Here is a 24,879-nt window from a genome sequence, read left to right as displayed (position 1 = left end):
CCTGGCTCGATGACGGAGGAGAGGAATCATGACGGACCCGAACTCACACCAGCACCACGGCCATGAAACCGATACACCCGCCCACGGCGAGCATCACCACGGGTCTGTGTCCGCGCACGCCTCGGCGGATGCGCACGGCACGCGCGAGGGTCAGCACACCGGGCATCAGGGCCACGCCATGGACCACGGGCAGCACTCAGGCCACACGGGCCTCGACGAGCACGGCGGCCACGATGAGCATGCCCAGCACGGTGGGCACGGAGATCACAGCGGCCATGGCGGGCACGGGGACCACGTTGGCCAGTTCCGCCGGCTGTTTTGGATCAACCTCGTCATCGCCATCCCCGCGGTTGCCCTCTCACCGATGTTCGCCATGCTGCTGGGCTACGAGGTCCCCGGCTGGGCGGGCTGGGTCGCCGCGGCACTGGGCACCGTCATGTACGTCTGGGGCGGCAGGCCCTTCCTCACCGGTGCCGTCAGCGAGTTGAAGTCCCGCAAGCCCGGGATGATGCTACTCATCGCTCTGGCGATCACGGTGGCCTTCTTCGCCTCCTGGGCCGCCACGCTCGGGCTCGTCCATCACGAGCTCGAATTCTGGTGGGAACTGGCGCTGCTGATCGTCATCATGCTGCTGGGCCATTGGATCGAGATGCGCTCCCTGGCCCAGACCACCTCGGCGCTCGACTCGTTGGCGGCACTGCTGCCAGACGAGGCCGAGCGCGTCGAGGGCGAGAACGTCGTCAAGGTGGCCCCAGCCGACCTCGACGTGGGCGACGTGGTCATCGTGCGCCCCGGCGGCAGCGTCCCGGCCGACGGAACCATCGTCGACGGCCGCGCCGACATGGACGAGTCCATGATCACCGGCGAGTCCCGCCCGGTCTCTCGCGGCGAGGGCCAGACCGTCACCGCCGGCACCGTCGCCACCGACTCCGGTCTGCGGGTGGAGATTACCGCCACCGGTGACGACACCGCCCTGGCCGGCATCAACCGGCTCGTCGCCGAGGCGCAGAACTCATCCTCCCGCGCCCAGCGGATCGCCGACAAGGCCGCGGCCTGGCTGTTCTGGTTCGCTCTTGGCGCGGCGCTGGTCACTGCGGTCGTCTGGACGCTCATCGGCATGCCCGACGAGGCCGTCGTGCGCACCATCACCGTGCTCGTCATCGCCTGCCCCCACGCCCTCGGCCTGGCGATCCCGCTGGTCGTCTCCATCGCCACCGAGCGAGCCGCCCGCGGAGGCGTCCTAGTGAAGGACCGCCTGGCGCTGGAGTCCATGCGGCAGGTCGACGCGGTGCTGTTCGACAAGACCGGCACGCTGACCAAGGGCGAGCCCACCGTCACCGGCGTCGAGCCGACCGGCGAACTCGACGCCGACCAGGTCCTCGCCCTCGCTGCCTCGGCCGAGGCCGACAGCGAGCACCCGCTCGCCAAGGCCATCGTCACCGCCGCCAAGGACAAGGGCCTTGCCCTCCAGCAGGCCAGCGGCTTCTCATCCTCGCCCGCCGTCGGCGTCACCGCGACCGTCTCCGGCCAGGAGGTCCGCGTCGGCGGGCCCCGGCTGCTCGAGGAGACCGGTCAGCACGAGGTCGGCACGGCCGAGGCATGGCGCTCCGAGGGCGCGATCATTCTGCACGTTCTCCGCGGCGGCCAGGTGGTCGGCGGGCTGAGGCTCGCCGACGAGGTCCGGCCAGAATCCCGCGACGCCGTCGACGCCCTCCACGCCCTCGGTGTCGAGGTCGTCATGATCACCGGCGATGCCGAGGCGGTCGCGAACGAGGTCGGACGGGAGCTCGGCATCGACCGCGTCTTCGCCGGCGTGCGCCCGGAGGACAAGTCCGCGAAGGTCTCCCAGCTGCAGGAAGAGGGCAAGAGGGTCGCGATGGTCGGCGACGGCGTCAACGACGCCCCGGCTCTGGCGCAGGCCGATGTCGGCATCGCGATCGGCGCGGGCACCGATGTCGCCATCGCCTCGGCCGGGGTGATCCTGGCCAGTTCCGACCCACGCAGCGTGCTCTCGATCATCCAGCTGTCGCGACGCGCATACGGCAAGATGAAGCAGAACCTGTGGTGGGCCGCCGGCTACAACCTTCTTTCGGTGCCGTTGGCGGCCGGTATCCTGGCACCGGTGGGATTCGTCCTGCCAATGTCGATCGGCGCGATCCTGATGTCAGCCTCCACCGTGGTTGTCGCGCTCAACGCCCAGCTGCTGCGGCGCATCGACCTCACACCCGAAGCCAGCACGCGTTCCGTCCTGGAGCGCCAGAAGTAAGGACATGCCCATGTCTGTCGATACCGATTCCCACCAGCACGGCTACATCAGCGACAAGGAGCGCTATCTCGGCCGCATGAAGCGCATCGAAGGACAGGCGCGTGGGATCGCGAAGATGATCGATGAGGAGAAGTACTGCATCGACATCCTCACCCAGGTCTCCGCTCTGACCCGTGCCCTCCAGGGGGTTGCGACTGGTCTGCTCGACGACCATCTCAAGCACTGCGTGCTTGATGCCGCCAAGCTCAGCGACGAGGCGGCCGTCGAGAAGATCCAGGAAGCCACCGACGCCATCAACCGGCTCGTTCGCTCCTGAACCCGGACCCCGATCACCGCGTTCCAGGACACGGCGGGCACAAACCCTCAGGATGCCAGCGCGCTTGCTCCTTGCCGACGCGCCGTCCGCCCGCGACGCGCTCACCTTCGCTAAGCGGGCCGCGCAGGCCGGTGCCCATGGCGTGCGCTTGCAGGCCGCGGCCGGGCTGCTGCGCATGAGCGCAGCCGCGCTAACGCCCCGTGGTCCGCTCGACCGCACTCCTACGATCCTCGTCCTTCGCACGCTCCGCTCCGACCCCGAGCTGCAGTGCGACGTCACCGTCGACACCCTGACCGCGACCGCCGACCCCCTGACCCTGGCGTTGCCGGAAACCGCGCTGGCACCCGCCTGGACCAGCGTCGAACCCCCGCAACACGGGTGGAGACTTATTGCGGATGTGTCCAGCCTGACGCTGATGCGCAGCGCCCGTGCCGGCATCGAGGCCGTCGCCCAAGCACTTCCCGACAAACCCGGCGACGATGTCGTCCGCAAGATCCGGGGCACGGTTTGGGGTACCCCGGACACGGCACTCGCATCGCTGCCACAAGGCGTTGCGTTCGCCGCCTACGTCTTCGGGTTCCTCAGCCGAGGAAACGGGGCCACGATCTCAACCGCCGGCCGTTGGACGCGGTTGACCCTCCCGACTGGACACGTGCTCCTGCGCGGACCCGTCGCCTCTGGCCTCACCCCGATCCGCCGCACCCGGCCACGCGTTTCCGAGTCCGTCACATCGATTGAATAACCCTTGATACCCTATAGGGGTATGGGGTAGTATTGATGACTATGAAGAAGGTTGAGCACGTGCACGCCACGTATGACACACCGCATCTGAATGCGGCGGTCGGAGTCTTCGCGTTGCTGGCGAATCCGGTGAGTGTGAAGATGATCCTCGCCATTCGCGACATCGAGGTCTCTGCCAATCATCTGGCGGACATCGTCGACCTTCCCGTCGACCAGACCTCCCACGAGCTTCACCGCCTGGAGTCGGCCGGGATCGTGAGTCGGCAGCGACGCGAGTCCCGCGACTTCTACCTATTGAACGGTGTGCATGCCGGGGCGCTGGCTGAGGCTGCGATCTTCCATGCCGAACATCAGCAGCAGGAACGCACTCGTGCAGGTTCTCCCACCTCGAACTTGCGACCGAACTGACAGAGGAGGCATCATGCCCCGTTTTTCCCGATTAACCCCTGAGACCGCAGTGGGGGCCTCACGAGACTTGCTCGGCGATCTCGTCGAGCGGCACGGCCAGGTCGGAGACATGGTCTCGACGATGGCGCACTCCCCGGCGGTGCTCGGCGGTTATCTCGACCTGAGCAAAGCCATGCGTCGCGCCAAGCTCGACCGTAAAGTCAGCGAGCTCGTTTCGATCGCCGTGCAGTCGAAGCAGGGATGCGGAATGTGCCTGGCCTCGCACATCAGCGCGGCACGATCGCTCGGGGTCAGCGATGACGAGATCGCACTCGCCCAGCAGGGTACGGCGATGACCAGCCCGGTCGCGGCGATGATCGCGCTCGGCCTCCAGGTCTACCGTGAGCCTACGTCGATCACCGACGAGCAGATTGACGAGCTTCGGGGATACGGGTACAGCGACCGTGAGATCTCTGATGTCGTCGGGGTCGTGTCGCTGAACATTCTCACCGGCGCCTTCAACCTGGTTGCTGGCCTCACGCCGGGCGACTGACTTCGCCGGCGACTTGGTGCCTTGGCCGAGAGGATAGGCAGCGGCCTGCAAAACCGTTTACACGGGTTCGAATCCCGTAGGCACCTCCACTTCCCGCTGAGCCCAATAGGACACACGTCGCAGGAGGCGAGTGATGGAGAGCCAGCACATCTTCAACGGTGACATGACACGCGCCGCGCGCATCCTCGTGAAGGTGAGCGCCCAATATATCGCCCGCGAAGCCAACGTGACCAAGGAAGAGTTGCGCGACTTCGAGAAGGGGCGACACGACTTGTCGGAGAAGAAGCAGGAGCGTGTGCGGGCCGCCCTCGAAGAATTGGGGGCAGAGTTTCTGCCTGACGGACCCAACGGCGGCTACGGCATCCGTCTGAAGTTCGGCCGTTCCAGGATCTACTCACTTGAACGTTGCGAGGGCGAGGGCGGGCCGCGGCTCACAACAGAGTCTGATCGTCGGACCCAGGCCCATGTGCCCTTCTCGGAACCGGATTCAAACCTACCTTTTCACCTGGAAGATCGCACCACGGCCTCACTGCGCATCCTGGTGCCGTTGCGCCTGGGCCGGCTTTGGCCGTCACACCTTGCCTCTGTTCCAGGAATGGAAGCGTGGGCACGCTGAGCTCATCGAATACAGTCGCCCGACGGACCCGATCTGGGCCCTGCGCGACGGGGGCGATCGATGCCGCACTCATCCGCTCTTCTTCACCCAAACGTGCCATTGGTCCGGGTTTGGAGCGGTTACCGCTGTTCACCGAACGCCTGGTTGCATCGGTGACGAGTACCGACTCGCGTGCCCGGCAGGAGTCGGTGACCCTAGCCGATCTCGCTGACGGGCCGGTGGCGGTCTGGGCGACCGCTCCGACGGCCACCGGGGAGCTGTGGAGTACGACTGCTCGCATGCCGCGCACGATCTCGGTGGCGAACACGGACGAGTGGTTAACCCGCATCGCTGTCGGCGACGCCATCGGCATCACTGCAGAGGCGACAACGCACAATCACCGCGCGCCGGAGGTGGTCTATCTGCCCATCGAGGATGCCCCACGGGTGACCGTGGCGCTGACCTGGCCAGGGCAGAGGAGGAGCCACCCGCAGGTGGGGGTCGTCGCCACCTGCGCACAGGACTACTTCACCCGACTCATCGACATCGGCTCCCCACCCCGCCTGCTCTCCACCGGGGCCGATGGTCAGCTGACGTAGCTCCCCACTGCAGCTATGCGACCGACCATCCCCCAGGTAGCCCATCCTCGGGTGCGACGGGACCCCTGAGCTTCATTCCGTGTCGGAGCAACAGATCACACTCGACAATATCGCTCTAGCGCGATATGATCGCCCTATGACGATGATTCAAGAGGAGGGGGCAACCCTCGACGAAGTGGCGACAGTAGCGTACGCCCACCTGTTCCAGGCATTTGCGGAGCCGACGAGGTTAGCGATCGTGCAGCACCTCGCCTCCGGGGAGCACCGGGTCCGGGACCTGGTCGAGCACATGGGCCTGGCCCAGTCCACGGTGAGCAAGCATGTCGGCTTCCTCGTCGAGTGCGGCCTGGCGACGATGCGCCCGGAAGGGCGCTCCACCTGGTACTCGCTGGCACAGTCCGAGCTCCTGCGTACCCTCATCGCCGCTGCCGAACGCCTCCTCGATGCCACCGGCACGCAGACCCTGCTCTGCACGCACCTGCGACTCCCACATACCCACCACGCGACAGATACGGACAAGAAGTAGTCATGGGCGCAGGACACAATCACGGCCCCGCCGCCAGCGAGACCGGTCACCCCGGAGATTTCCGCAAGAAACTCTGGATCGCATTCTCGATCACCGCGACGATCGTCGTCGCCCAGGCCATCGGCTCGATCATCACCGGCAGCCTCGCACTGCTGACCGACACCGCCCATGCCATTACCGATGCCTCCGGGCTGCTGGTCGCACTGATCGCCGCGACGCTGATGCTCAAGCCCGCCAACTCCAAGCGCACCTGGGGGTTCCGGCGTATCGAAGTGATCGCAGCCCTCGGACAGTCGGCACTGCTGCTGGCGGTGGGCACCTACGCCGCCATCGAAGGCATCCGGCGACTGTTCGAGCCGCCGGAGGTGCCCGCAAGCGAACTGCTGATATTCGGCATCATCGGCCTGGTCGCGAACATCATCGCCATCACCATCCTCGCCTCCAGCCGCGGCTCGAACTTCAACATGCGTGCCGCGTTCCTCGAAGTTCTCAATGATGCCCTCGGGTCGCTCGGAGTGATCATCGCGGCGATCGTCATCGCCACGACCGGGTTCATGCAGGCCGATGCCATCGCCGGACTGCTTATCGCCGCATTGATCGTGCCTCGCGCGTTCAAGCTCATGCGCGAGACCACTGGCGTCCTTATGGAGTTCACTCCCAAGGGCCTCGACCTCGACAAGGTGCGTTCGCACATCCTCGAACTTGACCATGTCAAAGATGTCCATGACCTGCACGCCTCCACTGTGGCGACCGGCCTGCCGATCCTGACCGCCCACGTCGTCGTCGAGGACGAGTGTTTCACCGACGGTCGTGCCGCGCAGACGCTCCACGAGATCAAAGATTGCGTCGCAGGACACTTCGAGGTCTCCATCCATCACTCGACCTTCCAGATCGAGACCGAGCACATTGCCGAACATGAACCGGAAATCAGCAAGCACGACTGAACGCAGTGCCCCTCCCGGGCTCGTTCCGGGCGGGGGCGCTTCCGCGTCACGCAGGTAGGCACTACCCCTATGGGGTAGTAAGGCCAATTGGCACCACGGGCAGACACGGGAAGGAATCCCATGAAAAACTTCAGGCCATTCCCGAAGTACGGCGGAACGAAAACCGCTGCAATCACCGTCGTGGTCGGTGCTTTCCTGCTCACCGGATGCACGGCCGCCAACGACTCATCCTCAGCCTCCCGGCACTAACGATCAGCTGTCACCAGTTCCTGCTTCACGCCCGCCAGCTGTTTCTCAACTGCTGACCTTTGCCTCGCAGCACGCTTCAGCACAGATTCGCAAGGCTGCACGCGAGAGCATCCCCGACTGATAGCCCGCCGTCGACCACGAGAGGTGACTCCTCTGCACCCGGTGCCTGAGGCGGAAGTCGAGCGGCAGGTGGCACGGCCTCAGAATCGCCTTCCCGGCATGAGCGCACTGTCAGGCGCGCGCCTGGGACATGTCCGCGACGCAGCGGTCAGGGTGGTCGGCTAGGGCGTGTCTGAGAATAGATGCACGAGTCAGCTGAGACCCTGGGGACATGTCCCGGTTCCAGATGCTCTCCGACGCCCAATGGGAGTTGATCGCCCCGATGCTCCCGACCCGGACCGGCCGCGCCGGCAGGCCGTTCGCCGACGCCCGCACCATGGTGGAGGCGATCATCTACCGGTACCGGTGCGGAATCGCTTGGAGGGATCTGCCCGAGGTCTACGGGCCCTGGCAGACCGTGTGGACCTGGCATCGGCGCTTGGCCGAGAAAGGCACCTGGGACACGGTCAAGTCCCTGGAAGTGGTGTAACCGTCTTCGAGGCATGAGAATCAGGCCAGGGCCGGCATCACCTCCGTGCCCATCACGGTGCCCGGTTCTTGCGTGAGGGGCTCGCGGCAGCGGGCCAGCAGCTCGAGACCGAGGTACCGGCGGCCCTCGGCCCACTCATCCGTCTGCTCAGCCAACACGGCCCCCACGAGCCGCACCACGGCATCCCGGTTCGGGAAGATGCCCACCGCGTCCGTGCGGCGCCGGATCTCCCGATTCAGGCGCTCGGCAGGGTTGTTCGACCAGATCTGGGACCACACGTCCTTCGGGAACGAGATGAACGCGAGGATGTCCTCCCGAGCAGCATCGAGGTGCCCAGCCACGGCGGGCAACCGCTCGGCCACGTAGTCCAAGAGCCGGTCGAACTGGGCGTGCACCGCGGGCCCGTCAGGCTGGTCGTAGACGCTGTGGAGCATGGCCTTCACCGCCGGCCACATGGCCTTCGGGGTCACCGCCATCAGGTTCGCGGCATAGTGCGTGCGGCACCGCTGCCACACGGCCCCGGGCAGGTTCGCCGCGATGGCTTCGACCAGGCCACGGTGGGAGTCCGAAGTCACCAGTCTCACCCCGTGAAGGCCGCGGGCGACCAGATCAGCGAAGAACTCGTTCCACGCCGCGCCTGACTCCGTGGTGGCCACCCGCAGCCCGAGTACCTCACGTCGCCCGTCAGCGTTGACGCCGGTGGCGACCATGGCCACCGCGTTGATCACCCGACCACCCTCGCGAACCTTCATGGTCAGGGCGTCCGCGGCGAGGAACACGAACGGGCCGGCATCCCCCAGCGGGCGGTGCCGGAACGCGTCGATGTGCTCGTCCAGCTCGGCGGCCATCCGGCTGACCTGGGACTTCGAGAGCGAGTCGATGCCCAGCTGGCGCACGAGCTTGTCCATGCGTCGGGTGGAGACCCCAGCGAGGTAGCAGTCGGCGACGACCGTGATCAACGCGGACTCGGCCCGCTTGCGTCGCTCGAGCAGCCACTCTGGGAAGTACGTGCCGGCGCGCAGTTTCGGGATGGCCACGTCGATCGTGCCGGCGCGGGTGTCGAGGGGCCGGTGGCGGTACCCGTTGCGCTGTGCGGTGCGGGTATCAGAAGCGGTGCCGTACTCGGCGCCGCAGACCGCGTCTGCGTCAGCGCTGAGCAGGGCGTTGATCACGGTCTGCAGCAGGTGGCGCAACAAGTCCGGCGAGGCTTCGCCGATCGCTTCGCGTAGCAGGCGTTCAGGGTCGACAATGTGAGGAGCGGTCATCGTGGTGATGTCCCTTTCGAGAGTGCTGTGGAAGGTTCACTCGAAGGCTCCCACGGTGACCGCGTCCATGCTGGGGACGGTGTTGGCGGCCGGGGAGGGTTACACCACTATCAGGGACTCAACTTGGGACACGGTGCTGGCCACGCTGACCGCCGCCGCTGACGCCGAAGGCCTGATCGATTGGTCGGTCTCGGTGGACTCCACGATCGCCCGCGCCCACCAGCACGCGACGAACATCACCCGCCACACAGGGGGATGGATCGAACTACAAGAATCCGCGTGAGGAGCCGGCCGATCACGGCATCGGGCGCTCCCGTGGCGGGCTGAGCACGAAGATCCATCAGCTCGTCGATGGGACCGGGCTGCCGCTGGTCAGCCTGATCACCCCCGGCCAGGCAGGGGACTCCCCGATGCTGCTTCCTCTTCTGGAGCAGCTGCGCGTGACCCGGCCAGTAGGGCGGCCCCGGACCCGCCCCGAGGCCGTGCTGGGCGATAAGGCGTACTCCTCCCGGGCGATCCGCACCCACCTACGTGCCCGCGGGATCAAAGCGGTCATCCCCGAACCGGCCGACCAGCAGGGCCACCGCAGACGGCGCGGTGCCCGCGGCGGGCGCCCCGTCAGCCTCGACGCGGACGCCTACAAGGGCCGCAACGTCATCGAGCGTCAGTACGCTCACCTGAAGCAGTGGCGGGGTCTGGCGACCCGGTATGACAAGTACGCGATCATCTACAGGGCCGCTGTGGTCCTGAATGCTGTGCTCGCATGGTCAAAACGATTGTCAGACATGCCCTAGATGTACTGACCCTGGGCGTTGATGACTCTCTCGGCGGCCGAGGGGTACATTTCACAGACCCCGCTGAAGGTTTTGCTCCGAGAAGGGTTCACCGCGTGTCGTGTGAAATCTTCGCTGCATCTCTACATACGCCCCAGAGCGCCTGGAACCTTGACATGCACGGAGGTGATGGTTCGGCTCTGTAAGGAGTGGGCGCTCCGCCAGCGGCAGTGCGAACCGCCAGACCAGTCGGACAGAGGGAGACCTTCGTGACCTCAGGGCATTGGCCGGCACCCACTCAGGGCAGCCCGGCCTGGACACGCCTGGCCCAGTGGACCGCTGACGGGCGCCACCTGCTCCACGGGTCGGGCACTTCCGGCCTGCTCCGCCTCGAACCCCGCGCGCCGCTGGACCACAGCCCCGACGACTGGTCCAAGCGCACCGCCGTGTTCGCCACTGAGGACCCCACCTGGGCCATCGCCTACGCCCTCCGGGCACCGGACTGCCCGCAGTTCCTCAACGCCTGCTTCTACCCCGGAGAGCGGGCAGGCGCCGCGAGCGACCGGCGCCTGTTCTACTCCTACGGACGCCGCCCCGACGGCACCGCTCCCGTGCAGGCCGGCACGGTCTACGTCCTCAATGCCGGAGCCTTCACTCGTCAACCGCCCTACCTGGACTCTGACATCGGTGCCGTCATCACCGAATGTCAGTGGACCAGCACCACCCCCGCGGACGTGGTCGACGCGGTGCCGGTCACCATGTCCGACCTGCCCGGCCCGCTCCCCACCCACAACCCAGACCTGATCCGGGCCCGTATGGCCGAGTCCTCAACGAGGTTCCCCTGGGGTGCGCCAGAGATGTCGCCTCCCCCGCGGCTGGCCTGAGGCACAAACGGTCGTTTTGAAGCGCCCTGGGTTTCGTTCCGAGGTCAGGACGCAACGGGCGCTGAATCCTGGTCGTGAGTGTAGGCCGCCTCGACCTCCACTGGAGTGCGGTAGCCGAGCGCTTCGTGGAGACGCTGCGTGTTCCACCAGTGCACCCACCCCATGGTGGCCAGCTCGACCGCCTCGACGGACTCCCAGATCCGCTTGGCGTGGATGAGCTCGGCCTTGTAGAGCCCGTTCACGGTCTCGGCCAGGGCGTTGTCGTAAGAGTCGCCCACGGTGCCCACCGAAGCGCTCACCCCGGCGGTGATGAGCGCGTCTGAATATGCCAAGCTGACGTACTGGGCGGGTTCAACCGGTCGTTGCAACACCGTTCGTCGTGAGCGAGCGTAGCTGCTCGGCGAAGACCTCCGCTGGCGTCTTCCAGTCCAGGACCTTCCTGGGCCTGTTGTTCAGCGTGTACGCGACTGCTGCGAGGTCCTGGGCCGACCACCTCGACAGGTCCGTGCCCTTGGGGAAGTACTGCCGCAGCACCCCGTTCGTGTTCTCGTTCGTCGGCCGCTGCCATGGTGAGTGCGGGTCGGCGAAGAACACCTTCGTGCCCGTGTCCATCGTGAACCTGGCATGCCCGGCCAGCTCCTTGCCCCGGTCCCACGTCAGGCTCTGCCGCAGCTGCTCCGGCACGTCCGCCATCGCCTTGATCAGGGCCGCGGTCATCGCCTCGGCCCCGTACCCGCCCAGCGAGGGCCCGTTCTTCACCGGCGGCTGCTCACCCCATCCCTGCAGGCGGGGCAAGTGGACCAGGATCGTGGCCCGGCTCTTGCGCTCGGCCAGAGTCCCGATCGCTGAACGCCCGGTCCCGATGATCAGGTCCCCTTCCCAGTGCCCGGGCACAGCACGATCAGCGGCCTCGGGTGGGCGCTTGCTGAACACCACGTCCTCGGTGACGTGGCCCTGGGGCTTGTTCCGGGTGCGTGCCCGCGGCTCGCGCAGAGCCCGCCCGGTACGCAGGCACGCGACGAGCTCATGCTTGAGCGCCCCACGCCCCTGGATGAACAGCGACTGGTAGATCGCTTCATGAGAGATCCGCATGGACTCATCATCCGGGAACTCCACGCGCAGCCGGTGGCTGATCTGCTCAGGACTCCACGCCGTAGACCACCGCCGGTCCGCCCGGCGCGGTTTCATCTTCCGCCCCTTGAACCCGGGCCCGACCGGTCCTGGCACGGCCACGCCATCGGGGCCCAGAACCACCCCGTTCAGCCGTGCCTGGACGTAGTCGTGCAGCCGCTGGTTCGTGGCCAGTTTCGCCGGCTTGGGGCGCCTGGCCGCCTGCTGGGCCTTCCACTGCGCCACCGTGGCCCGGTACTCCTTCCCCCCGGAACGTGTGGCGCAGTTGCGGCGCAGCTCACGACTGATCGTGCCCGGGTCACGTCCCAGGGCACGCCCGATCTGGCGCACCCCGTGGCCCTGGGCGTGGAGGATCGCGATCTCCTCACGCTCAGCGAAGGACAGGTACCGGCCGGTGGGCTCGACCAGGGGTAGTGGGGTCATCCCGCCAGCGTGACGGAACCAGCGCGCCCCGACGGGCCAGGACACGCCCACACTCAGGGACGCCTCGACCGTGGTGACGCCAGTGGCGATCACCCGCCAGAACTGGCGTTGGACCTCCCGTGAGGGCTGCGGCCTGCCAGGAGAACGCATCGGGGCCCGCAAGGCCCGATCCGCTCTCCACTGCCGCCGTGTCCCCTCCGGCACGTCACTGATCTTCCTCGCCCAGTCCTTGCTGGCCATCGCCCATACCTCCAATGATTCTGGGGGTGTTGCGACGACCGATTGAATCCACCCTGGCTGCCCCTGTCACTGTGGTGCACCAGGCCCTGCCGGCCACGGCTGGCTCCCGTGCTCACGAGGGCGTGCTCGAGGGCGAGCAACGGCAGCCCCGCGGTGTGAAGGTTGCCCGAGACCGCCCATCCCACGATGCGCCGGGAGTAGACGTCGGTGATGAAAGCGACATAGCAGAACCCGCCCAGGATCCTGACGTAGGTGATGTCAGCGACCCACAGCTGGTTCGGCCGCTGGGCGGTGAAGCAGCGCTCCACGAGGTCAGGACGAGCATCCGGCTCATCTGCCGGCCTCGTGGTGATCGGCGTGCGTCCGCGCCGCACCCCTTCCACGCCGGCGAGCTTCATCAGTCGGGCGACCTGGTCCCGGCCGATCTCCCACCCGGCGCGGCGCATCGCGTGGTGCATCTTTCGGACACCGTAGACGCTGTAGTTCTCCGCGTGGATCCGGCGGAGTTCCTCCACGAGGATCCCGTCCCGCAGCGTTCTCGAAGACCTGGGTCGTGTCTTCGCGGCGCGGTAGCCGCGGGAGGTGATGAACCCACATTCCGTCGCACGCAGGGTGCGACAGATGGCCTCGACCCCGAATTGATCGCGGTGTTCGTCGATGAACGCGATCATCTCGTCGTGGGGCGGTCGAGTTCCCTGGCGAAAAAAGCCTAGGCGGCTTTGAGGATCTCGTTCGCGCGCCTGGCTTCAGCGAGCTCACGTTTGAGGCGCTTGTTCTCCTGCTGCAGATCTTCTCCCGCCGGCGCCTGGGTGATCTCGTGGCCGTGGCGGTTGCACCACATGCGCAGGGTCTCCTCGCCGACGCCGAGCTGCGGGGCCACAGCCCGGATCGAGTGTGAGCGAGGGCCTCCCTCGGCCACTTGGCGCTCGAGGACCATCCGCACAGCGCGCTCACGCAGCTCGGGGGTGTACTTCTTGGGCATGTTCCGATTCTCCTTCAGTTGGATCGGAACGAAACCCAGGGCGCTTCAGTCGGGGTTGTTCGAGGTGCTGCATCACCGGGCGTGGGAGCGGGCCGGGCATACGGGTGGTTTCGATGATCGGAGTCCGGTGGTGTTGGACAGGCGTCGGGCGGTGGCGCCGAACACGCCGCAGGAGGACCTGCCGCGTGATCCCCGCGGGGCTTCGTCGTCGTCGGGGGAGCGGCTCAGTCCCTCGCCTCCACCGAGCGCAGCACGCGCGGCCCCGTGGTCAGGAGCAGCCCGCCGAGGATGTTCAGGGGGATGACCCACCAGATCCACCCCAACCAGTCGAGGTAGTCGATGCCCGCGGCCCCGGAGTGGATGGCGCCGAACATGATCACCGAGTCCAGCACCGAGTGGAACAGCGAGCCGCCGCCGAGCACCACGGCGCCGGCCACGGCGGCCGCCACCCTCGTGGGTGCGTCCTCGGCGCCGGCCTGCATCCGGGTCATCAGGGTGATGGCCGTCCCCGCCAGCAGGGCCAAGGCGGCGCCCTGCCAGCTCAGGCCGATCTCGAGGAAATGGTGGGCGGTCTCGGCCAGGTCCGGGTGGAGCTGGGGGAACGCCAAGGCGATCAGCCCGACCGTGACCCAGCCGCCGAGCAGGTTCGTGGCCAGCGTGACGCCCCACAGCCGCAGCAGCTCGAGCCAGGTGCCCCGGCCGTCGACGATGGCCATGATCGGGTAGAAGAACCCCTCGGTGAACAGCTCGGAGTGCGCCAGGAACAGGGCGATGAACCCCACTGAGAGCGCCACGCCCGCCAGCAGGTGGCTGCCGGTCTCGTGCAGGGCGAGCAGGTACGCCAGCAGTCCGATGGTGATCTCCACCCCGCCGAGGAATCCGGTGGTCAGCAGGGCCGGCCACGAGCGGTGCAGCCGGTCGGCCCCCTCCTCGGAGGCCTCTCCGTAGGTCTTCTCGACCGGCTCCTCGACGTCGTCGTCGGCCCGTTCGTGCTCCGTCCGGCCCTCACACCCGTTCCGCGGCGGTCATCGGGTGCCGCCCGAGCCAGTCGGCGACCTTCGCGTAGGCGTCCCGACGCGCGGCCTCCTGGGAGAGGAACACGTCGTGGCGGGCGCCGGGGACCTCGACGACCTCGACGTCCTTCCCCAGCGACGGCGCCCGCGCGGCGATCTGCGTGACGTCGAGGACGACGTCGGCCTTGTGGGTCTCCTCCGAGAAGGTGCGCGAGAAGTGGCTGCGGTCGGAGTGCAGGACGAGGGTGGGGACCCCCACCTCGACGCCGCGGTGCACGCGGGCATGGCCGCGGCGGACCGCGCTGAGCCAGCCGGCGGTCACCGGGAAGGCGGCGTCGGGCTTCAGCTCCAGGTCGTAGTCCCACTCTCCGCCGTGGCTGACGTGCAGCGACTGCCCGTACACGCCGGCGGCCATCTCGATGGGATGGAACGGGCGCACCCGGGCGAGCGTGTGGAGCCCGGTCGTGAAGGCGCGGGTGCGCATGGCGGGGCGGCCCTGGAGGTCGAGCCACGGGCTGTTCAGCACCAGGCCGACGATGCGCCCGGTGCGACGCTCGCGTCGCCGCCGGTCGAGCCAGAGGGGGGTGATGAGCCCGCCGGTGGAGTGCGCCACCACGAGGAGCGGCTTCTTGGGGTTCTCCAGGGTGATGACCTTGACGGCACGGTCGAGCTCGAGGTCGTACTGGCGCAGGTTCGAGGCGTAGTGGCCGTGCTGCTCGGCCACCCGGGCCCGGCCGCTCTTGCGCAGGTCCAGGGCATAGAAGGCGAAGCCCCGGGCGGCGAAGAAGTCGGCCAGCTCGGTCTGGAAGAAGTAGTCCGCGAAGCCGTGCACGTACAGCACGGCTCCCCGCACGTCCTCGCCCGCCCGGGGGACGCGCCGCACCAGCACCGCGCGCACGTCGCCCTGACCGTCCGGGTCGGGGCCGAGCTCGAAGACCGTCTGCTCGTAGCCCTCGCCGAGGATGTCGGGCTGCCACTCGACCGCGGCGCTCATGCGCGGGCCCCCGATCCGGAGCCGACGAGCTGGTCCGTCGCCGCGGCGCCCGCGGCGCTCGTCGCCACTTCGCCTCGCGAGGCGCCGTCCGCGGCGTCCGGGCCGGACGGCGTCGCCCCCGACCCCGCGTCCGCGAACCTCAGGTGCTCGTCCACGACGGCGGCGCGGCGCAGGGTCTTGACGTCCTGGAAGTAGTCCATCGACATCAGCCACGGCGCGGCCGTGCCCTGCCTGGGCATGGAGCCCAGGGCACGCTGGACGTATCCGGCGCCGAAGTCCAGCAGCGGACGCGTCTCCATGTCGGGGTCGGCCACCGCCCACACGGCGTCGTGGCCGTGCTCGTCCATGTAGCCGAGCATCCGGCAGAAGTACTCGCACACCAGCCCGATCTTCAGCGTCCACGACGAGTTCGTGTAGCCGATCGCCATCGCGAAGTTCGGGATGCCGCTGAGCATCATGCCGCGGTAGGCGACGCTGTCGGCGACGTCCACGGGTTGGCCGTCGACGGTGAGGTCGACGCCGCCGAAGAGCTTGATGTTGAGCCCGGTCGCCGTCACGATCACATCCGCCTGCAGCTCCTGACCCGACTCCAGGAGGATGCCGGTCTCGGTGAACGTGACGATCCGGTCGGTGACCACGGAGGCGTCGCCGCTGCGGATGGCACGGAAGAGGTCTCCGTCGGGGACGGCGCACAGCCGCTGGTCCCACGGGTTGTACGGGGGGTTGAAGTGCTCGTCCACGGGGAAGCCCGCGGGCAGGCGCTGCTCGTTGAACCGTCGGATGGCCTTGCGCGCCGGGCCGGGGAACTTCTGGGCGAACGTCCAGATGGCCCGCTGCTTGACGATGTTCTTGCGCCGGGCCAGCGCGTGGCCCCGCTCGTCCCCGAAGCGGCGCCGCAGGCGGATGGCGAGCTTGTCCTCGCGGGGGATGGGCATCACGTAGGTGGGGGTGCGCTGCAGCATGGTGACGTGGGCGGCCTCGTCGGACATCGAGGGCACCAGGGTGACGGCGGTGGCGCCGCTGCCGATGACCACGACCTTCTTGCCCTCGTAGTCCAGGTCCTCGGGCCAGTGCTGCGGGTGCACGATCTGCCCCTGGAAGCGCTCGCGGCCCTCGAAGTGGGGGGTGTAGCCCTCCGCGTAGTCGTAGTAGCCGCCCGCGGAGAACAGCCAGCCCGCGCTGAAGAGGCGCTGCTCACCCGTCTCCGCGTGCTCCACCGTCACGAGCCAGCGGGCGGTCTCCGACGACCATTCGGCCCCCACCACGCGGTGGTGGTAGCGGATGTGCTGCTCGAGGTCGTTCTCGCGGACGGTCTCGCGCAGGTAGTCCAGGATCTGTGAGGCGTCCGCGATGGACTCCTCCTCGCGCCAGGGCTTGAACTCGTACCCGAACGTCGTGAGGTCGGAGTCCGAGCGGATGCCGGGGTACCGGAACAGGTCCCAGGTGCCGCCGGAGGCTCCCCGGCCCTCGAGGATGACGAAGCTCTTCTGCGGCAGCGTCCTCGTGAGGTAGCAGCCCACGCCGATGCCGGAGAGGCCGGCCCCGACGATGAGGACGTCGACCTGCTCGACGGCGCCGAGCGGCGCGCTCTCGGTGTCGGGCATGGATGGATGCGGCATGGTGTCTCCTGGCGGTTCGGTGCGTGGGCGCGGAGGGCCCCACGGCGTTCGATGTCTTATGTGTCACAGTCTCCGACGCCGCCGCGTCCACGGATAGGGCGATCCGCCCCTGATCATTGAGCCGCGTGGTGCACAATGCCACTATGACCGAGCCGTGGCCGGCCCCCTCGCCGCCGGTGCGGCGCCTCCTCCGCCAGGCCGCCGAGCTCGCGCTCCGGCCGCGTCCGGAATGGACGGCCGACATCGACGCCGCGGCTCTGGCCGGCACCCGCATGGAGGTCATCGCCGCGGACCCGGTCCTCGCGGAGGGCATCCGCCGCACCACCACGGCCAACCTGCTGCACTGGGCCGCCGCGAACGTGAAGGCGCCCGGCCGGAGGGTCCCGCCGAACCTCGAGCCGGACAACCTGGAGACCGCGCGCGACCTCGCCCGGCGCGGCCTGGGACGGACCGCGCTGGACAGCTACCGCACCGGCCAGAGCCTGGCCTCGCGGCGCTGGATGGCGATCTGCTTCGAGCTCACCCAGGACCTGAGCCTCCTCCACGAGCTCCTCGACGTCTCGCTGCTGTCCATCGCCACCTTCATCGACGACACCCTCGACGCCGTCTTCGCGGTCCTCGAGGCCGAGCGCGATCAGCTCCACCGCGGCAGCCATGCTGAGCGCCGGGCCGTCGTCGCCCGCATCGTCGAGGGGGCGCCCATCAGCCGGGCGCGTGCCGAGACCCAGCTCGGCCACCCGCTGACCGGGCCGCACGTCGCCGCCGTCGTGTGGACCACCCTGGAGGGGGACCCCGCCGCGCTCGAAGCGGCCGCGGAGGCGCTGGCCCAGGCCGGCGGGACGGCCCGACGGCTCACCGTCGTCGCCAGCTCCGCCTCCCACTGGCTCTGGCTCCCCCTCGCCGCCGCGCCCGCGGTCGACGACGTCGCCTCCCGGCTGGCCGGGCACCCCGAGGTGAGCGTCGCCATCGGGCGCCCGGGCCATGACGTCGTCGGGTTCCGCCGCAGCCATCTCGACGCGGCCGCCGCCCAGCGGATGATGACCCGCCTGGCGTCCCCCCAGCGCATCGCGCGGTACCAGGACGTCCAGCTGGTCGACGTCCTCACCGCCGAGCCCGTGCGGGCGGACGGGTACGTCACTGACGTCCTGGGAGACCTCGCCACCGCGGCCCAGGAGATCCACGACGCCGTCCTGACCCTCGTGCAGGAGCGGTTTAACACCTCGCGCACCGCCGAGCGGCTGCACACCCACCGCAACACCGTCATCCGGCGCCTCGCCCGCGCGGACGAGCTGCTCCCGCGGCCGCTGGCCGAGAACCCCGTCGACGTCGCCGCCGCCCTGCAGGTCCTGCAGTGGCGCGGGGCACGCTGAGCCGTCTCGGTCCGGTGCCCGTGGCCCGACGGGGGCTCCCGCCGCTGCGGCTACGCTCGGGGGCATGACCGCCGCCTCCACTCCGTCGCCGTCCCCGGTCGTCTGGCGCTTCCGCGGCCACATCCTCGGCGTCGGCACCGTGGAGGGCACCCGGATCGTCGTCGGGGTCTGGCCGGACTCCCCGCTGGGGTCCTTCGCGGACGTCATGGTCGAACGCGCGGACGGGCACCGGCTCCTCCTCGCGCCCACCCCTCAGGTCGCCGACTTCGTGACCGCCACCTACCGCTTCGACGAGGTGCGCATCGCGCCCGTCACCGCGGACCTCACCGCCGGCGCCCTCACCGTCACGACGCCGTCGCTCACCCTGACAGCGCACCTGGGCCGACGCCGGCCGCTGGGCTGGGCGCTGCGCCTGGTCCCGGCGTCCGTGGCCTCCCATCCCGCGTTCTGCGCGCTCTCGGACCCGATCGCCCGCGTGGTGATGCCCGGGGTTCGCACGCGCGGCACCGCGGGGCAGGGCCGGCGCGAGTTCTACGGAGCCACGGACGTGCGGGACGTCGTCGGCATCGGGGCCCGCTGGGAGGGGCAGGACCTCGGGGCGCTGGCTCCGGTGGACCCGCCCACGCGCTTCGGTTTCTCGTCCACGCCCCGCCGGCCCGCGCTCACCCGCGTGGTCACCACCATCCGCGGCGCCGCCGGCGGCGCGGGGCTACCCTCATGACCATGAGCACCACCGACGAATCCGTCCACGTCCGCCCGCTCCGCGCCGAGGACGCGGCCTGGGTCCAGCCCCTCTACGCCGCCAACAGCCGGGACGCGCTCACCCCGGAGCAGCGCGCCGAGCACGGCTTCGTCCAGGGCCGGATGAGCGCGCAGGCCCTGCGCGCCCGGCTGGACGGTCCCGGCAGCGTCGTCGCCGAGGTGGACGGCCGCCCTGCCGGGGTGCTGCTCACCTCGCCCGCCGAGAGCGCCCGGGGACGCGGGGTGCTGCGGGCCGTGGCCGAGCACGTGCTCACCGCCACGGCTGCTGCCCACCGCGCCGCCGTCGCCTTCGTGGAGGACGAGAACACCGCCTCCATGGCCGCGCACACCCGGCTGGGCGGGGAGCCGGTCGGCCGGTTCGAGCACGAGGGCCGCGGCTTCACCGTGTGAATCGCCCCGGGTTTGTTAGAGGCTCGTAAGTGCCGTCCCGGCGGGCGCCGGCACGGGGTTCTCATGATGGTAGACGTCCTCGAACTCGACCGGAGGGACCAGCCTGATCTCGCCGTGCGCACGACGATGGTTGAACCAGTCGATGTACTCCGCGACCGCGATCTCCAGGTCCTCGATGGACTTGAATGGCCCCTTGTTCCGGATCAGCTCCGCCTTGAACAGCGAGTTGAACGCCTCCGCGAGGGCATTGTCATACGAGTCCCCCGTCGTGCCGACTGAGGCGACTGCGCCGGCCTGGGCGAGCCGCTGGGTGTATCGCACGGCGACGTACTGGACTCCTTTATCGCTGTGATGCCGTAGCCCGGCCACGTCTTGGCCTGCACGCTGACGCGTCCAGAACGCCATCTCGAGGGCGTCCAGGGCCAGGTCCGTGCGCAGCGACTTCGACAGCTGCCAGCCCAGCACCCGTCGGGAGAACACGTCGATGATGAACGCGGCGTACACCCATCCGCTGAAAGTGCGGCAGTAGGTGATGTCAGCGACCCACAGCTGGTTCGGAGCCGCCGCGGTGAAGTCTCGCTGGACCAGGTCTTGACGCTCATCCGGGCCGCGGCCTGGGACCGTGGTCCTCGGTCCCTTCGCGCGGCTGATCCCGCGCAGGCCTGCGGCTCGCATGAGCCGCTCCACCGTGCACCTGGCCACCTGCAGGCCCTCCCTCCGCAGTTGCGCGTGGACCTTCCGGGCCCCGTAGACCCCGTAGTTGGCCTCATGCACCCGCCGGATTTCCACGAGCACCTGCTCATCGCGCAGGCTGCGCACTGAAGGAGGGCGCGTCTTGGCCGCGTAGTACGTGCTCGGTGCGATCTGTGTGCCTGCCGCGGACAGCGTGGCGCAGATCGGCTCGACACCGAACTCGTGCTTGTGTTCGTCGATGTAGTCCACGATCAGCGCTGTGGGCGTCTCGAGCATCCGCCGCGAAGAAAGCCGACGCCGAGCGCAGGATCGCGTTCGCCCGCCGTAGTTCACGGTTCTCCTTCTCCAGCTCGGCCACCCGGGCGGCTTCGCTGGTCGTGATTCCGGGGCGGTGGCCGTGGTCGATCTCGGTTTGGCGGACCCAGTTGCGCAGCGTCTCGGGATTGATCCCGAGCTGTTCTCCTACGCGGCGGAACGCTCCGGTCCTCGTGGCGGGGTCTTGACGGGCTTCCAGAGTCATCCGCGTGGCGCGTTCGCGGAGCTCGTCGGGGTACTTCCGTGGTGCGGGCATGCTCTGCATCCTTCCGTTGGATCAGAGCCTCCACCAGACCCGGAGCGATTCATCCTCACCGGATGCCGGAAGTGTCCACCGCGTGTCGTGTGAAATCTTGGCTGCATCTCTACAACCGCCCGGACGCCGGCGTCGTCGATCACGTTCAGCACCAGCCCCGGAACGACCGCGGCCCCCATCAGCAGCATCACCCACGCGGTGGAGCCGGCTCCGGCGTCGAACACGTTGCGGCGAGCCCGCTCCGCCTCGACCCGGTGATGCACCCCTCGCAAGGCGAGCATCGCTCCGAGGGCCGTGACGGCCACCAGCGTCAGACCCCACCCCAGTCCCAGGTCCTGCCGCAGCCCCGCGAGCACACCGGCCGAACCCACCAGGGCGGACGCCACACCGATGCGCCACCGCCACTCACGCTCATTCCCCACCCTGCTCACAGCCCCCTTGCTGCCACACGGCCCTCGGCGGTGGAGCGGCAGATGATGCGGTCGTGGCCGGAGGGATCACTCCCGCGTGAGGGACGAAGGGAACTCGGAGGCGAGCATCGCGTAGGTGGCACCATCCACCCAGCCGCGCGTGAGATGCAGAGACTCCTCCTTGAACGTGCCCTCGTGACGCATCCCCACCTTCTCCATGATGCGCAGACTCGGGGCGTTGTCCGCGAAGGCATGAGCCTCCACGCGTCGCACACCCAGATCGTCGAATGTGAAGCCCAGCAGGGCTCGAGCAAGCTCCGTGCCATAGCCCTGCCCCGCCTGGCGCGGATCGATCGTCCAGCCGATCTCGGCCTGGGCGTCCCGGGCTTCCTCCCGCAGGCCGCCCTGACTCCACGCGTCCTGCACCGCGGCCTTCCCGACACCGACGATGACGTCTCCGACCCGCACGGTGAGGCGGTCCCCCGCCGCGAGATAGGACTCTCGCAGCGCGCCCTCACTCTCCGGGCGGCCGGAGGTCCACGACCACACCTGCTCGAGTCGGCAGAAGCCCCACACGGCGGGTGCATCGAGACCCCGGAACGGGGTGAGGGTCAGCCGGCGGGCTCGCAGCGGGAAGCAGACGCCTCGACTCGCGGCGAGCTCCAGGAGAGGGGTGGCCATGACAGACAGGGTACGAACAGAAGTCCTCGAGTCAGCCCCCGGGCAGACCCGTCTCCACACCCTGCGTCGATGCCGGGTCCACGCGGCCGGTCAGGGCCCGTAGACCTCCGGCAGATCCCACCACGGAATCCCCCACCTGCATCGGTGGACGACCGCTTCGACCATCGTGCAGGCCTCCGAGAAGGGTCGGCCCTGCCGGCCCGTGCGGTCTGGGGCAGCGGGGCGATCAGCTCTCATCGGGCGTCGGGGACGACCTGGAACCGGGACATGCCTCCCCGGGTCTCAGCGATCCCTGGATCCATCCTCAGACGCGCCCTAGGTGTAGGAGGGCATGACGTTGTTGACACGTACCGGGGCCAGTGAGGCCGGCGGGAGGGACTGGCGCACGCATAGGTGACAGTCTTCCTCAGGCCGGTTCTGCGGGCATGTGGCCCATGATCACCTCAGCCGTCTCCTCGTACTTCCTCCCCAGGATGGGCACCTTTCAGCTCACCCGCGGCGGCCGGGTGCTCGCCGCGGAGCCGGGCCGCGACGTCTTCGACTGATGGGGGATCGACCGTGCCGGCGCCCTCGTCAGCTAGCGCCCGGCCATGGACGTGAACCAGGCCCTGCCCACGACGATCGAGCGCCTAGAGTGATCCACATCACTCTCGCCTCGACCTCTCGTCCTGAACAGGAGCCTCATGTCCGCCACGTCCACACGTCCGCCCACACCCGGCCCCTCGGGCCGCGCCGTCCGTGAGGGCACGTTCTTCAGTCGCGCCATGCGCCCGCTGAACACGACGATGGAGCGGTTCATCCCGTCCTCGCTCGTGTTCACCATCGTGCTCACGTTCGCGGTGGCAGCCCTGTGCCTGCTGCTCACTCCGGCCGGGCCGGCCGACGTCGTCGTGGGCTGGGGTGACGGCCTGTCCGGGCTGCTGGCGTTCATCACGCAGATGGCGCTGGTGCTCATGCTCGGCCACATCCTGGCGAACACCGGTCCGGTGCGCCGCCTGCTCGCCCGGCTCGCCAGCATCCCCCGCACGCCCCTGGCCGCCTACATCTTCGTGTTCGTGGTGGCGGCAGCGGCCTCCCTCATCACGTGGGGCCTGGGCCTGGTGGTCGGTGCGCTGCTGGCCAAGGAGGTCGCGGCGCAGGCCCGTGAGCGCGGGCTGGCCCTGCACTTCCCGATGCTGGTGGCCGCCGGGTTCTCCGGGTTCGTGGTGTGGCACATGGGGTACTCCGGCTCCGGCCCGCTGACGGCCGCCACCCCCGGTTCGTTCCTCACGGAAAGCCTGGACGGCCGGACGGTCCCGGTCTCGGAGACCACCTTCTCCTGGTGGAACATCACCGCCGCCGTGGTGACCGTGCTCGTCGTGGCCCTGGCCCTGTTCCTCGTCGCCCCGCGCGCCGGGGACCGGATCGTGGAGCTGGAGATCGACGCGCGGGACCAGGACGCCGTGTCCGCACCGGAGATCGAGACGCCGGCGGACCGCCTCGACGCCTCCCGTGTCCCCACGCTCCTCGTCGGCGCCATGCTTGTGGTCTATCTGGTGATGCACTTCGTCGGCGGCGGCACCCTCACCCTGGACATCGTCAACTGGTCCTTCCTCGCGCTGATCCTGCTGCTGGTGCGCAGCCCGCACGAGCTGATCGGCCTCACCCAGTCGGCCGCGTCCAACGTGGGCGAGATCCTGCTGCAGTTTCCCCTCTACGCGGGCATCCTCGGCATGATGACGTCCACCGGCCTGGTGGCGGTGCTCTCGGACGCCTTCGTGGCGATCTCGAACCCGGTGACGTTCGGCCTGCTGGCGTTCCTGGCCGCGGGCCTCGTGAACTTCTTCGTCCCCTCCGGCGGCGGACAGTTCGCCGTGCAGGGCCCGATCATGCTCCAGGCGGGCGACGCGCTCGGCGTGGATCCGGCCATCACCATCATGGCCGTCTCCTACGGCGACCAGTGGACCAACATGATCCAGCCGTTCTGGGCGATCCCCCTTCTGGCGATCGCCGGCCTGAAGATGCGCGACATCCTGGGGTACACCACGGTCGTGCTGCTCGCGTCGGGGCTCGTCTTCGGCGGCACGCTCCTGCTCGTCTCGCTCTGACCGGCCGGCCGATGCGGGCCGGGCCAGGACAGACGAAGGGCCCCGGGATCACCGGGGCCCTTCGCCTGTCATCACTCGCACCTTCATCACTCGCACCTCGATGAAGTGGTTCTACCGTACGAACCGAGCATGGGCGCAGCCGTCATGCAGCCTGGCAGTTGCCTGGCAATGGTCGCCTCAGCCCAGGGCGCCGCCGGACTCGGCCAGGTAGCACGTGCCGCACAGGGATTCGTAGGTCACCTGGACACCGTCGATCGCCACCTGGTCCCCCTCGAACACGAAGTGCTCGGCGCCCGTGGCCGGGTCCACGACCTTGCGCGTGTTGAACACCGCCTTCCGGCCGCACCGGCAGATGGTCTTCAGCTCCTCGAGGGAGTGCGCCAGCTCCAGCAGCCGCGCGGAGCCCGGGAAGGAGCGGGTGCGGAAGTCGGTGCGCAGCCCGTAGGCGATCACGGGGACGCCGTCGAGCACGGCGATGCGCAGCAGGTCGTCCACCTGCGCCGGCTCGAGGAACTGCGCCTCGTCCACGAGCAGACACGCCACGGGCGGGGCCTCCACGTGCCCCACGAGGGCGTCCGGGTCGTCACCGGTGGCGTGCCGGCGGAACAGCTCCCGCACGTCCGCTCCCGCCGGGACGAGGAGGTCCACGGCGCGGGTCACACCGAGGCGGGAGACGACGTCGCCCTCCCCCTTCACGTCCACCTCCGGCTTGGCCAGCAGCACCCGCTGGCCGCGCTCCTCGTAGTTGAAGGCGGCCTGCAGCAGGCCCGTGGACTTGCCGGAGTTCATGGCCCCGTAGCGGAAGTAGAGCTTGGCCACGGCTCCG

General features: G+C 68.8%; 24 protein-coding genes, 1 tRNA gene, 5 pseudogenes and 1 other annotated feature. Of the genes and pseudogenes, 17 read left to right on the top strand and 13 right to left on the bottom strand.

Translation table 11 applies throughout. The features are described 5' to 3' along the window. Positions 1-43: 43 nt before the first annotated feature. The gene (locus tag AC0VX4_RS00905; RefSeq protein WP_270450537.1) at positions 44-175 is read right to left on the bottom strand and encodes a hypothetical protein; all 132 of its coding nucleotides are present in this window, start codon (positions 173-175) and stop codon (positions 44-46) included. A gap of 189 nt (positions 176-364) precedes the next feature. Between AC0VX4_RS00905 and AC0VX4_RS00900 the strand changes: the two genes are divergently transcribed. The 11 genes and pseudogenes from AC0VX4_RS00900 to AC0VX4_RS00850 form a co-directional block, all read left to right on the top strand. Continuing rightward, a complete protein-coding gene (locus tag AC0VX4_RS00900; RefSeq protein WP_259788409.1) occupies positions 365-2,266 on the top strand; it encodes a heavy metal translocating P-type ATPase in 1,902 nt (633 codons plus the stop codon). Positions 2,267-2,276: 10 nt separating this feature from the next. Further along, entirely contained in the window at positions 2,277-2,582 is a 306-nt protein-coding gene (locus AC0VX4_RS00895; RefSeq protein ID WP_006214168.1) for a metal-sensitive transcriptional regulator, read from the top strand. A gap of 64 nt (positions 2,583-2,646) precedes the next feature. Beyond that, entirely contained in the window at positions 2,647-3,324 is a 678-nt protein-coding gene (locus AC0VX4_RS00890; RefSeq protein ID WP_475464336.1) for a DUF8185 domain-containing protein, read from the top strand. A gap of 41 nt (positions 3,325-3,365) precedes the next feature. Then, a complete protein-coding gene (locus AC0VX4_RS00885; protein ID WP_475464337.1) occupies positions 3,366-3,731 on the top strand; it encodes an ArsR/SmtB family transcription factor in 366 nt (121 codons plus the stop codon). 13 nt (positions 3,732-3,744) lie between these two features. Then, positions 3,745-4,263, top strand: coding sequence for a carboxymuconolactone decarboxylase family protein (locus AC0VX4_RS00880; RefSeq protein WP_088477527.1), 519 nt, complete (start codon positions 3,745-3,747; stop codon positions 4,261-4,263). A 15-nt stretch (positions 4,264-4,278) separates the two neighbouring features. Further along, positions 4,279-4,352 (top strand) — tRNA-Cys (locus AC0VX4_RS00875). Positions 4,353-4,396: 44 nt separating this feature from the next. Beyond that, positions 4,397-4,879, top strand: coding sequence for a hypothetical protein (locus tag AC0VX4_RS00870; RefSeq protein ID WP_475464338.1), 483 nt, complete (start codon positions 4,397-4,399; stop codon positions 4,877-4,879). Continuing rightward, positions 4,867-5,457 carry a LysR substrate-binding domain-containing protein gene (locus AC0VX4_RS00865; protein WP_475464459.1) on the top strand — a complete coding sequence of 197 codons (591 nt, stop codon included), beginning with the start codon at positions 4,867-4,869 and terminating at the stop codon, positions 5,455-5,457. Before AC0VX4_RS00870 ends, AC0VX4_RS00865 begins: the two co-directional genes overlap by 13 nt. Before the next feature lie 136 nt (positions 5,458-5,593). Then, positions 5,594-5,983, top strand: coding sequence for an ArsR/SmtB family transcription factor (locus AC0VX4_RS00860; RefSeq protein WP_061867931.1), 390 nt, complete (start codon positions 5,594-5,596; stop codon positions 5,981-5,983). Between the two features lie 2 nt (positions 5,984-5,985). Beyond that, complete coding sequence (locus tag AC0VX4_RS00855) at positions 5,986-6,927, top strand: cation diffusion facilitator family transporter (RefSeq protein WP_101966191.1); 942 nt, start codon at positions 5,986-5,988, stop codon at positions 6,925-6,927. 580 nt (positions 6,928-7,507) lie between these two features. Further along, positions 7,508-7,744: pseudogene (locus AC0VX4_RS00850) on the top strand (transposase); the annotation flags it as partial. Positions 7,745-7,785: 41 nt separating this feature from the next. On the opposite strand, the gene AC0VX4_RS00845 reads toward AC0VX4_RS00850, so the two are convergent. Continuing rightward, entirely contained in the window at positions 7,786-9,030 is a 1,245-nt protein-coding gene (locus AC0VX4_RS00845; RefSeq protein ID WP_031943898.1) for an IS256 family transposase, read from the bottom strand. Positions 9,031-9,145: 115 nt separating this feature from the next. Here AC0VX4_RS00845 and AC0VX4_RS00840 point away from each other — a divergent pair. Continuing rightward, positions 9,146-9,824: pseudogene (locus AC0VX4_RS00840) on the top strand (IS5 family transposase); the annotation flags it as partial. Between the two features lie 248 nt (positions 9,825-10,072). After that, positions 10,073-10,687, top strand: a complete 615-nt coding sequence (locus AC0VX4_RS00835) for a hypothetical protein (protein WP_002856206.1) — start codon at positions 10,073-10,075, stop codon at positions 10,685-10,687. A 44-nt stretch (positions 10,688-10,731) separates the two neighbouring features. On the opposite strand, the pseudogene AC0VX4_RS00830 reads toward AC0VX4_RS00835, so the two are convergent. The 7 genes and pseudogenes from AC0VX4_RS00830 to AC0VX4_RS00800 form a co-directional block, all read right to left on the bottom strand. After that, positions 10,732-11,034 (bottom strand): annotated as a pseudogene (locus tag AC0VX4_RS00830) (integrase core domain-containing protein); the annotation flags it as partial. Positions 11,035-11,038: 4 nt separating this feature from the next. Continuing rightward, a complete protein-coding gene (locus AC0VX4_RS00825) occupies positions 11,039-12,391 on the bottom strand; it encodes an IS30 family transposase (RefSeq protein ID WP_475464458.1) in 1,353 nt (450 codons plus the stop codon). Next, a complete protein-coding gene (locus AC0VX4_RS00820; RefSeq protein WP_475464457.1) occupies positions 12,331-13,152 on the bottom strand; it encodes an IS3 family transposase in 822 nt (273 codons plus the stop codon). The genes AC0VX4_RS00825 and AC0VX4_RS00820 overlap by 61 nt, the downstream gene beginning before the upstream one ends. Further along, positions 13,090-13,191, bottom strand: a sequence feature (AL1L pseudoknot). It overlaps the preceding gene by 63 nt. Next, positions 13,191-13,463 carry a transposase gene (locus tag AC0VX4_RS00815; RefSeq protein WP_002856203.1) on the bottom strand — a complete coding sequence of 91 codons (273 nt, stop codon included), beginning with the start codon at positions 13,461-13,463 and terminating at the stop codon, positions 13,191-13,193. Its footprint overlaps the feature before it by 1 nt. A gap of 224 nt (positions 13,464-13,687) precedes the next feature. Then, a pseudogene (locus tag AC0VX4_RS00810) lies at positions 13,688-14,398 on the bottom strand (formate/nitrite transporter family protein); the annotation flags it as partial. A 70-nt stretch (positions 14,399-14,468) separates the two neighbouring features. Continuing rightward, positions 14,469-15,470 carry an alpha/beta hydrolase gene (locus AC0VX4_RS00805; RefSeq protein ID WP_002856199.1) on the bottom strand — a complete coding sequence of 334 codons (1,002 nt, stop codon included), beginning with the start codon at positions 15,468-15,470 and terminating at the stop codon, positions 14,469-14,471. Then, entirely contained in the window at positions 15,467-17,074 is a 1,608-nt protein-coding gene (locus AC0VX4_RS00800) for a flavin-containing monooxygenase (protein WP_080464788.1), read from the bottom strand. Before AC0VX4_RS00800 ends, AC0VX4_RS00805 begins: the two co-directional genes overlap by 4 nt. Before the next feature lie 158 nt (positions 17,075-17,232). Between AC0VX4_RS00800 and AC0VX4_RS00795 the strand changes: the two genes are divergently transcribed. From AC0VX4_RS00795 to AC0VX4_RS00785, 3 genes are all read left to right on the top strand, one after another. Next, positions 17,233-18,459 carry a PucR family transcriptional regulator gene (locus AC0VX4_RS00795; RefSeq protein WP_100069106.1) on the top strand — a complete coding sequence of 409 codons (1,227 nt, stop codon included), beginning with the start codon at positions 17,233-17,235 and terminating at the stop codon, positions 18,457-18,459. Positions 18,460-18,523: 64 nt separating this feature from the next. Further along, on the top strand, positions 18,524-19,180 hold the full coding sequence (locus AC0VX4_RS00790) for a hypothetical protein (RefSeq protein ID WP_049161051.1): 657 nt from the start codon (positions 18,524-18,526) through the stop codon (positions 19,178-19,180). Positions 19,181-19,182: 2 nt separating this feature from the next. Beyond that, complete coding sequence (locus tag AC0VX4_RS00785) at positions 19,183-19,611, top strand: GNAT family N-acetyltransferase (RefSeq protein ID WP_136940443.1); 429 nt, start codon at positions 19,183-19,185, stop codon at positions 19,609-19,611. A gap of 15 nt (positions 19,612-19,626) precedes the next feature. On the opposite strand, the gene AC0VX4_RS00780 is transcribed toward AC0VX4_RS00785, so the two are convergent. From AC0VX4_RS00780 to AC0VX4_RS00770, 3 genes and pseudogenes are all read right to left on the bottom strand, one after another. Further along, a protein-coding gene (locus AC0VX4_RS00780) for an IS3 family transposase (protein WP_396831660.1) occupies positions 19,627-20,875 on the bottom strand; the annotation gives its coding sequence in 2 pieces (ribosomal slippage) (positions 19,627-20,575 and positions 20,574-20,875; 1,251 coding nt in all). A 497-nt stretch (positions 20,876-21,372) separates the two neighbouring features. Next, entirely contained in the window at positions 21,373-21,966 is a 594-nt protein-coding gene (locus AC0VX4_RS00775; protein ID WP_050773825.1) for a GNAT family N-acetyltransferase, read from the bottom strand. Between the two features lie 93 nt (positions 21,967-22,059). Further along, positions 22,060-22,196, bottom strand: a pseudogene (locus AC0VX4_RS00770) (IS5/IS1182 family transposase); the annotation flags it as partial. 534 nt (positions 22,197-22,730) lie between these two features. Between AC0VX4_RS00770 and AC0VX4_RS00765 the strand changes: the two are divergent. Continuing rightward, complete coding sequence (locus tag AC0VX4_RS00765; protein ID WP_169577956.1) at positions 22,731-24,053, top strand: short-chain fatty acid transporter; 1,323 nt, start codon at positions 22,731-22,733, stop codon at positions 24,051-24,053. A 177-nt stretch (positions 24,054-24,230) separates the two neighbouring features. Here AC0VX4_RS00765 and AC0VX4_RS00760 read toward each other — a convergent pair whose 3' ends face one another. Then, entirely contained in the window at positions 24,231-24,872 is a 642-nt protein-coding gene (locus AC0VX4_RS00760; protein WP_002856172.1) for a thymidine kinase, read from the bottom strand. Positions 24,873-24,879 lie beyond the last annotated feature (7 nt).

It is taken from the genome of Micrococcus sp. 63XJN7_8_ISO-PGPR-S23-253 (assembly GCF_056173425.1).
The sequence above is the reverse complement of the archived record's forward strand: the minus strand, read 5'-3'. Positions and strand labels throughout refer to the sequence as shown.

Excerpts from the sequence above, each read along its gene's own strand:
- AC0VX4_RS00765 (WP_169577956.1), top strand. The coding sequence starts at position 22,731 with ATGCGCCCGCTGAACACGACGATGGAGCGGTTCATCCCGTCCTCGCTC.
- AC0VX4_RS00800 (WP_080464788.1), bottom strand. The coding sequence starts at position 17,074 with ATGCCCGACACCGAGAGCGCGCCGCTCGGCGCCGTCGAGCAGGTCGAC.
- AC0VX4_RS00790 (WP_049161051.1), top strand. The coding sequence starts at position 18,524 with ATGACCGCCGCCTCCACTCCGTCGCCGTCCCCGGTCGTCTGGCGCTTC.
- AC0VX4_RS00845 (WP_031943898.1), bottom strand. The coding sequence starts at position 9,030 with ATGACCGCTCCTCACATTGTCGACCCTGAACGCCTGCTACGCGAAGCG.
- AC0VX4_RS00860 (WP_061867931.1), top strand. The coding sequence starts at position 5,594 with ATGACGATGATTCAAGAGGAGGGGGCAACCCTCGACGAAGTGGCGACA.
- AC0VX4_RS00880 (WP_088477527.1), top strand. The coding sequence starts at position 3,745 with ATGCCCCGTTTTTCCCGATTAACCCCTGAGACCGCAGTGGGGGCCTCA.
- AC0VX4_RS00870 (WP_475464338.1), top strand. The coding sequence starts at position 4,397 with ATGGAGAGCCAGCACATCTTCAACGGTGACATGACACGCGCCGCGCGC.
- AC0VX4_RS00775 (WP_050773825.1), bottom strand. The coding sequence starts at position 21,966 with ATGGCCACCCCTCTCCTGGAGCTCGCCGCGAGTCGAGGCGTCTGCTTC.
- AC0VX4_RS00825 (WP_475464458.1), bottom strand. The coding sequence starts at position 12,391 with ATGCGTTCTCCTGGCAGGCCGCAGCCCTCACGGGAGGTCCAACGCCAG.
- AC0VX4_RS00805 (WP_002856199.1), bottom strand. The coding sequence starts at position 15,470 with ATGAGCGCCGCGGTCGAGTGGCAGCCCGACATCCTCGGCGAGGGCTAC.
- AC0VX4_RS00795 (WP_100069106.1), top strand. The coding sequence starts at position 17,233 with ATGACCGAGCCGTGGCCGGCCCCCTCGCCGCCGGTGCGGCGCCTCCTC.
- AC0VX4_RS00885 (WP_475464337.1), top strand. The coding sequence starts at position 3,366 with ATGAAGAAGGTTGAGCACGTGCACGCCACGTATGACACACCGCATCTG.
- AC0VX4_RS00785 (WP_136940443.1), top strand. The coding sequence starts at position 19,183 with ATGAGCACCACCGACGAATCCGTCCACGTCCGCCCGCTCCGCGCCGAG.
- AC0VX4_RS00900 (WP_259788409.1), top strand. The coding sequence starts at position 365 with ATGTTCGCCATGCTGCTGGGCTACGAGGTCCCCGGCTGGGCGGGCTGG.
- AC0VX4_RS00855 (WP_101966191.1), top strand. The coding sequence starts at position 5,986 with ATGGGCGCAGGACACAATCACGGCCCCGCCGCCAGCGAGACCGGTCAC.
- AC0VX4_RS00820 (WP_475464457.1), bottom strand. The coding sequence starts at position 13,152 with ATGATCGCGTTCATCGACGAACACCGCGATCAATTCGGGGTCGAGGCC.
- AC0VX4_RS00815 (WP_002856203.1), bottom strand. The coding sequence starts at position 13,463 with ATGCCCAAGAAGTACACCCCCGAGCTGCGTGAGCGCGCTGTGCGGATG.
- AC0VX4_RS00895 (WP_006214168.1), top strand. The coding sequence starts at position 2,277 with ATGTCTGTCGATACCGATTCCCACCAGCACGGCTACATCAGCGACAAG.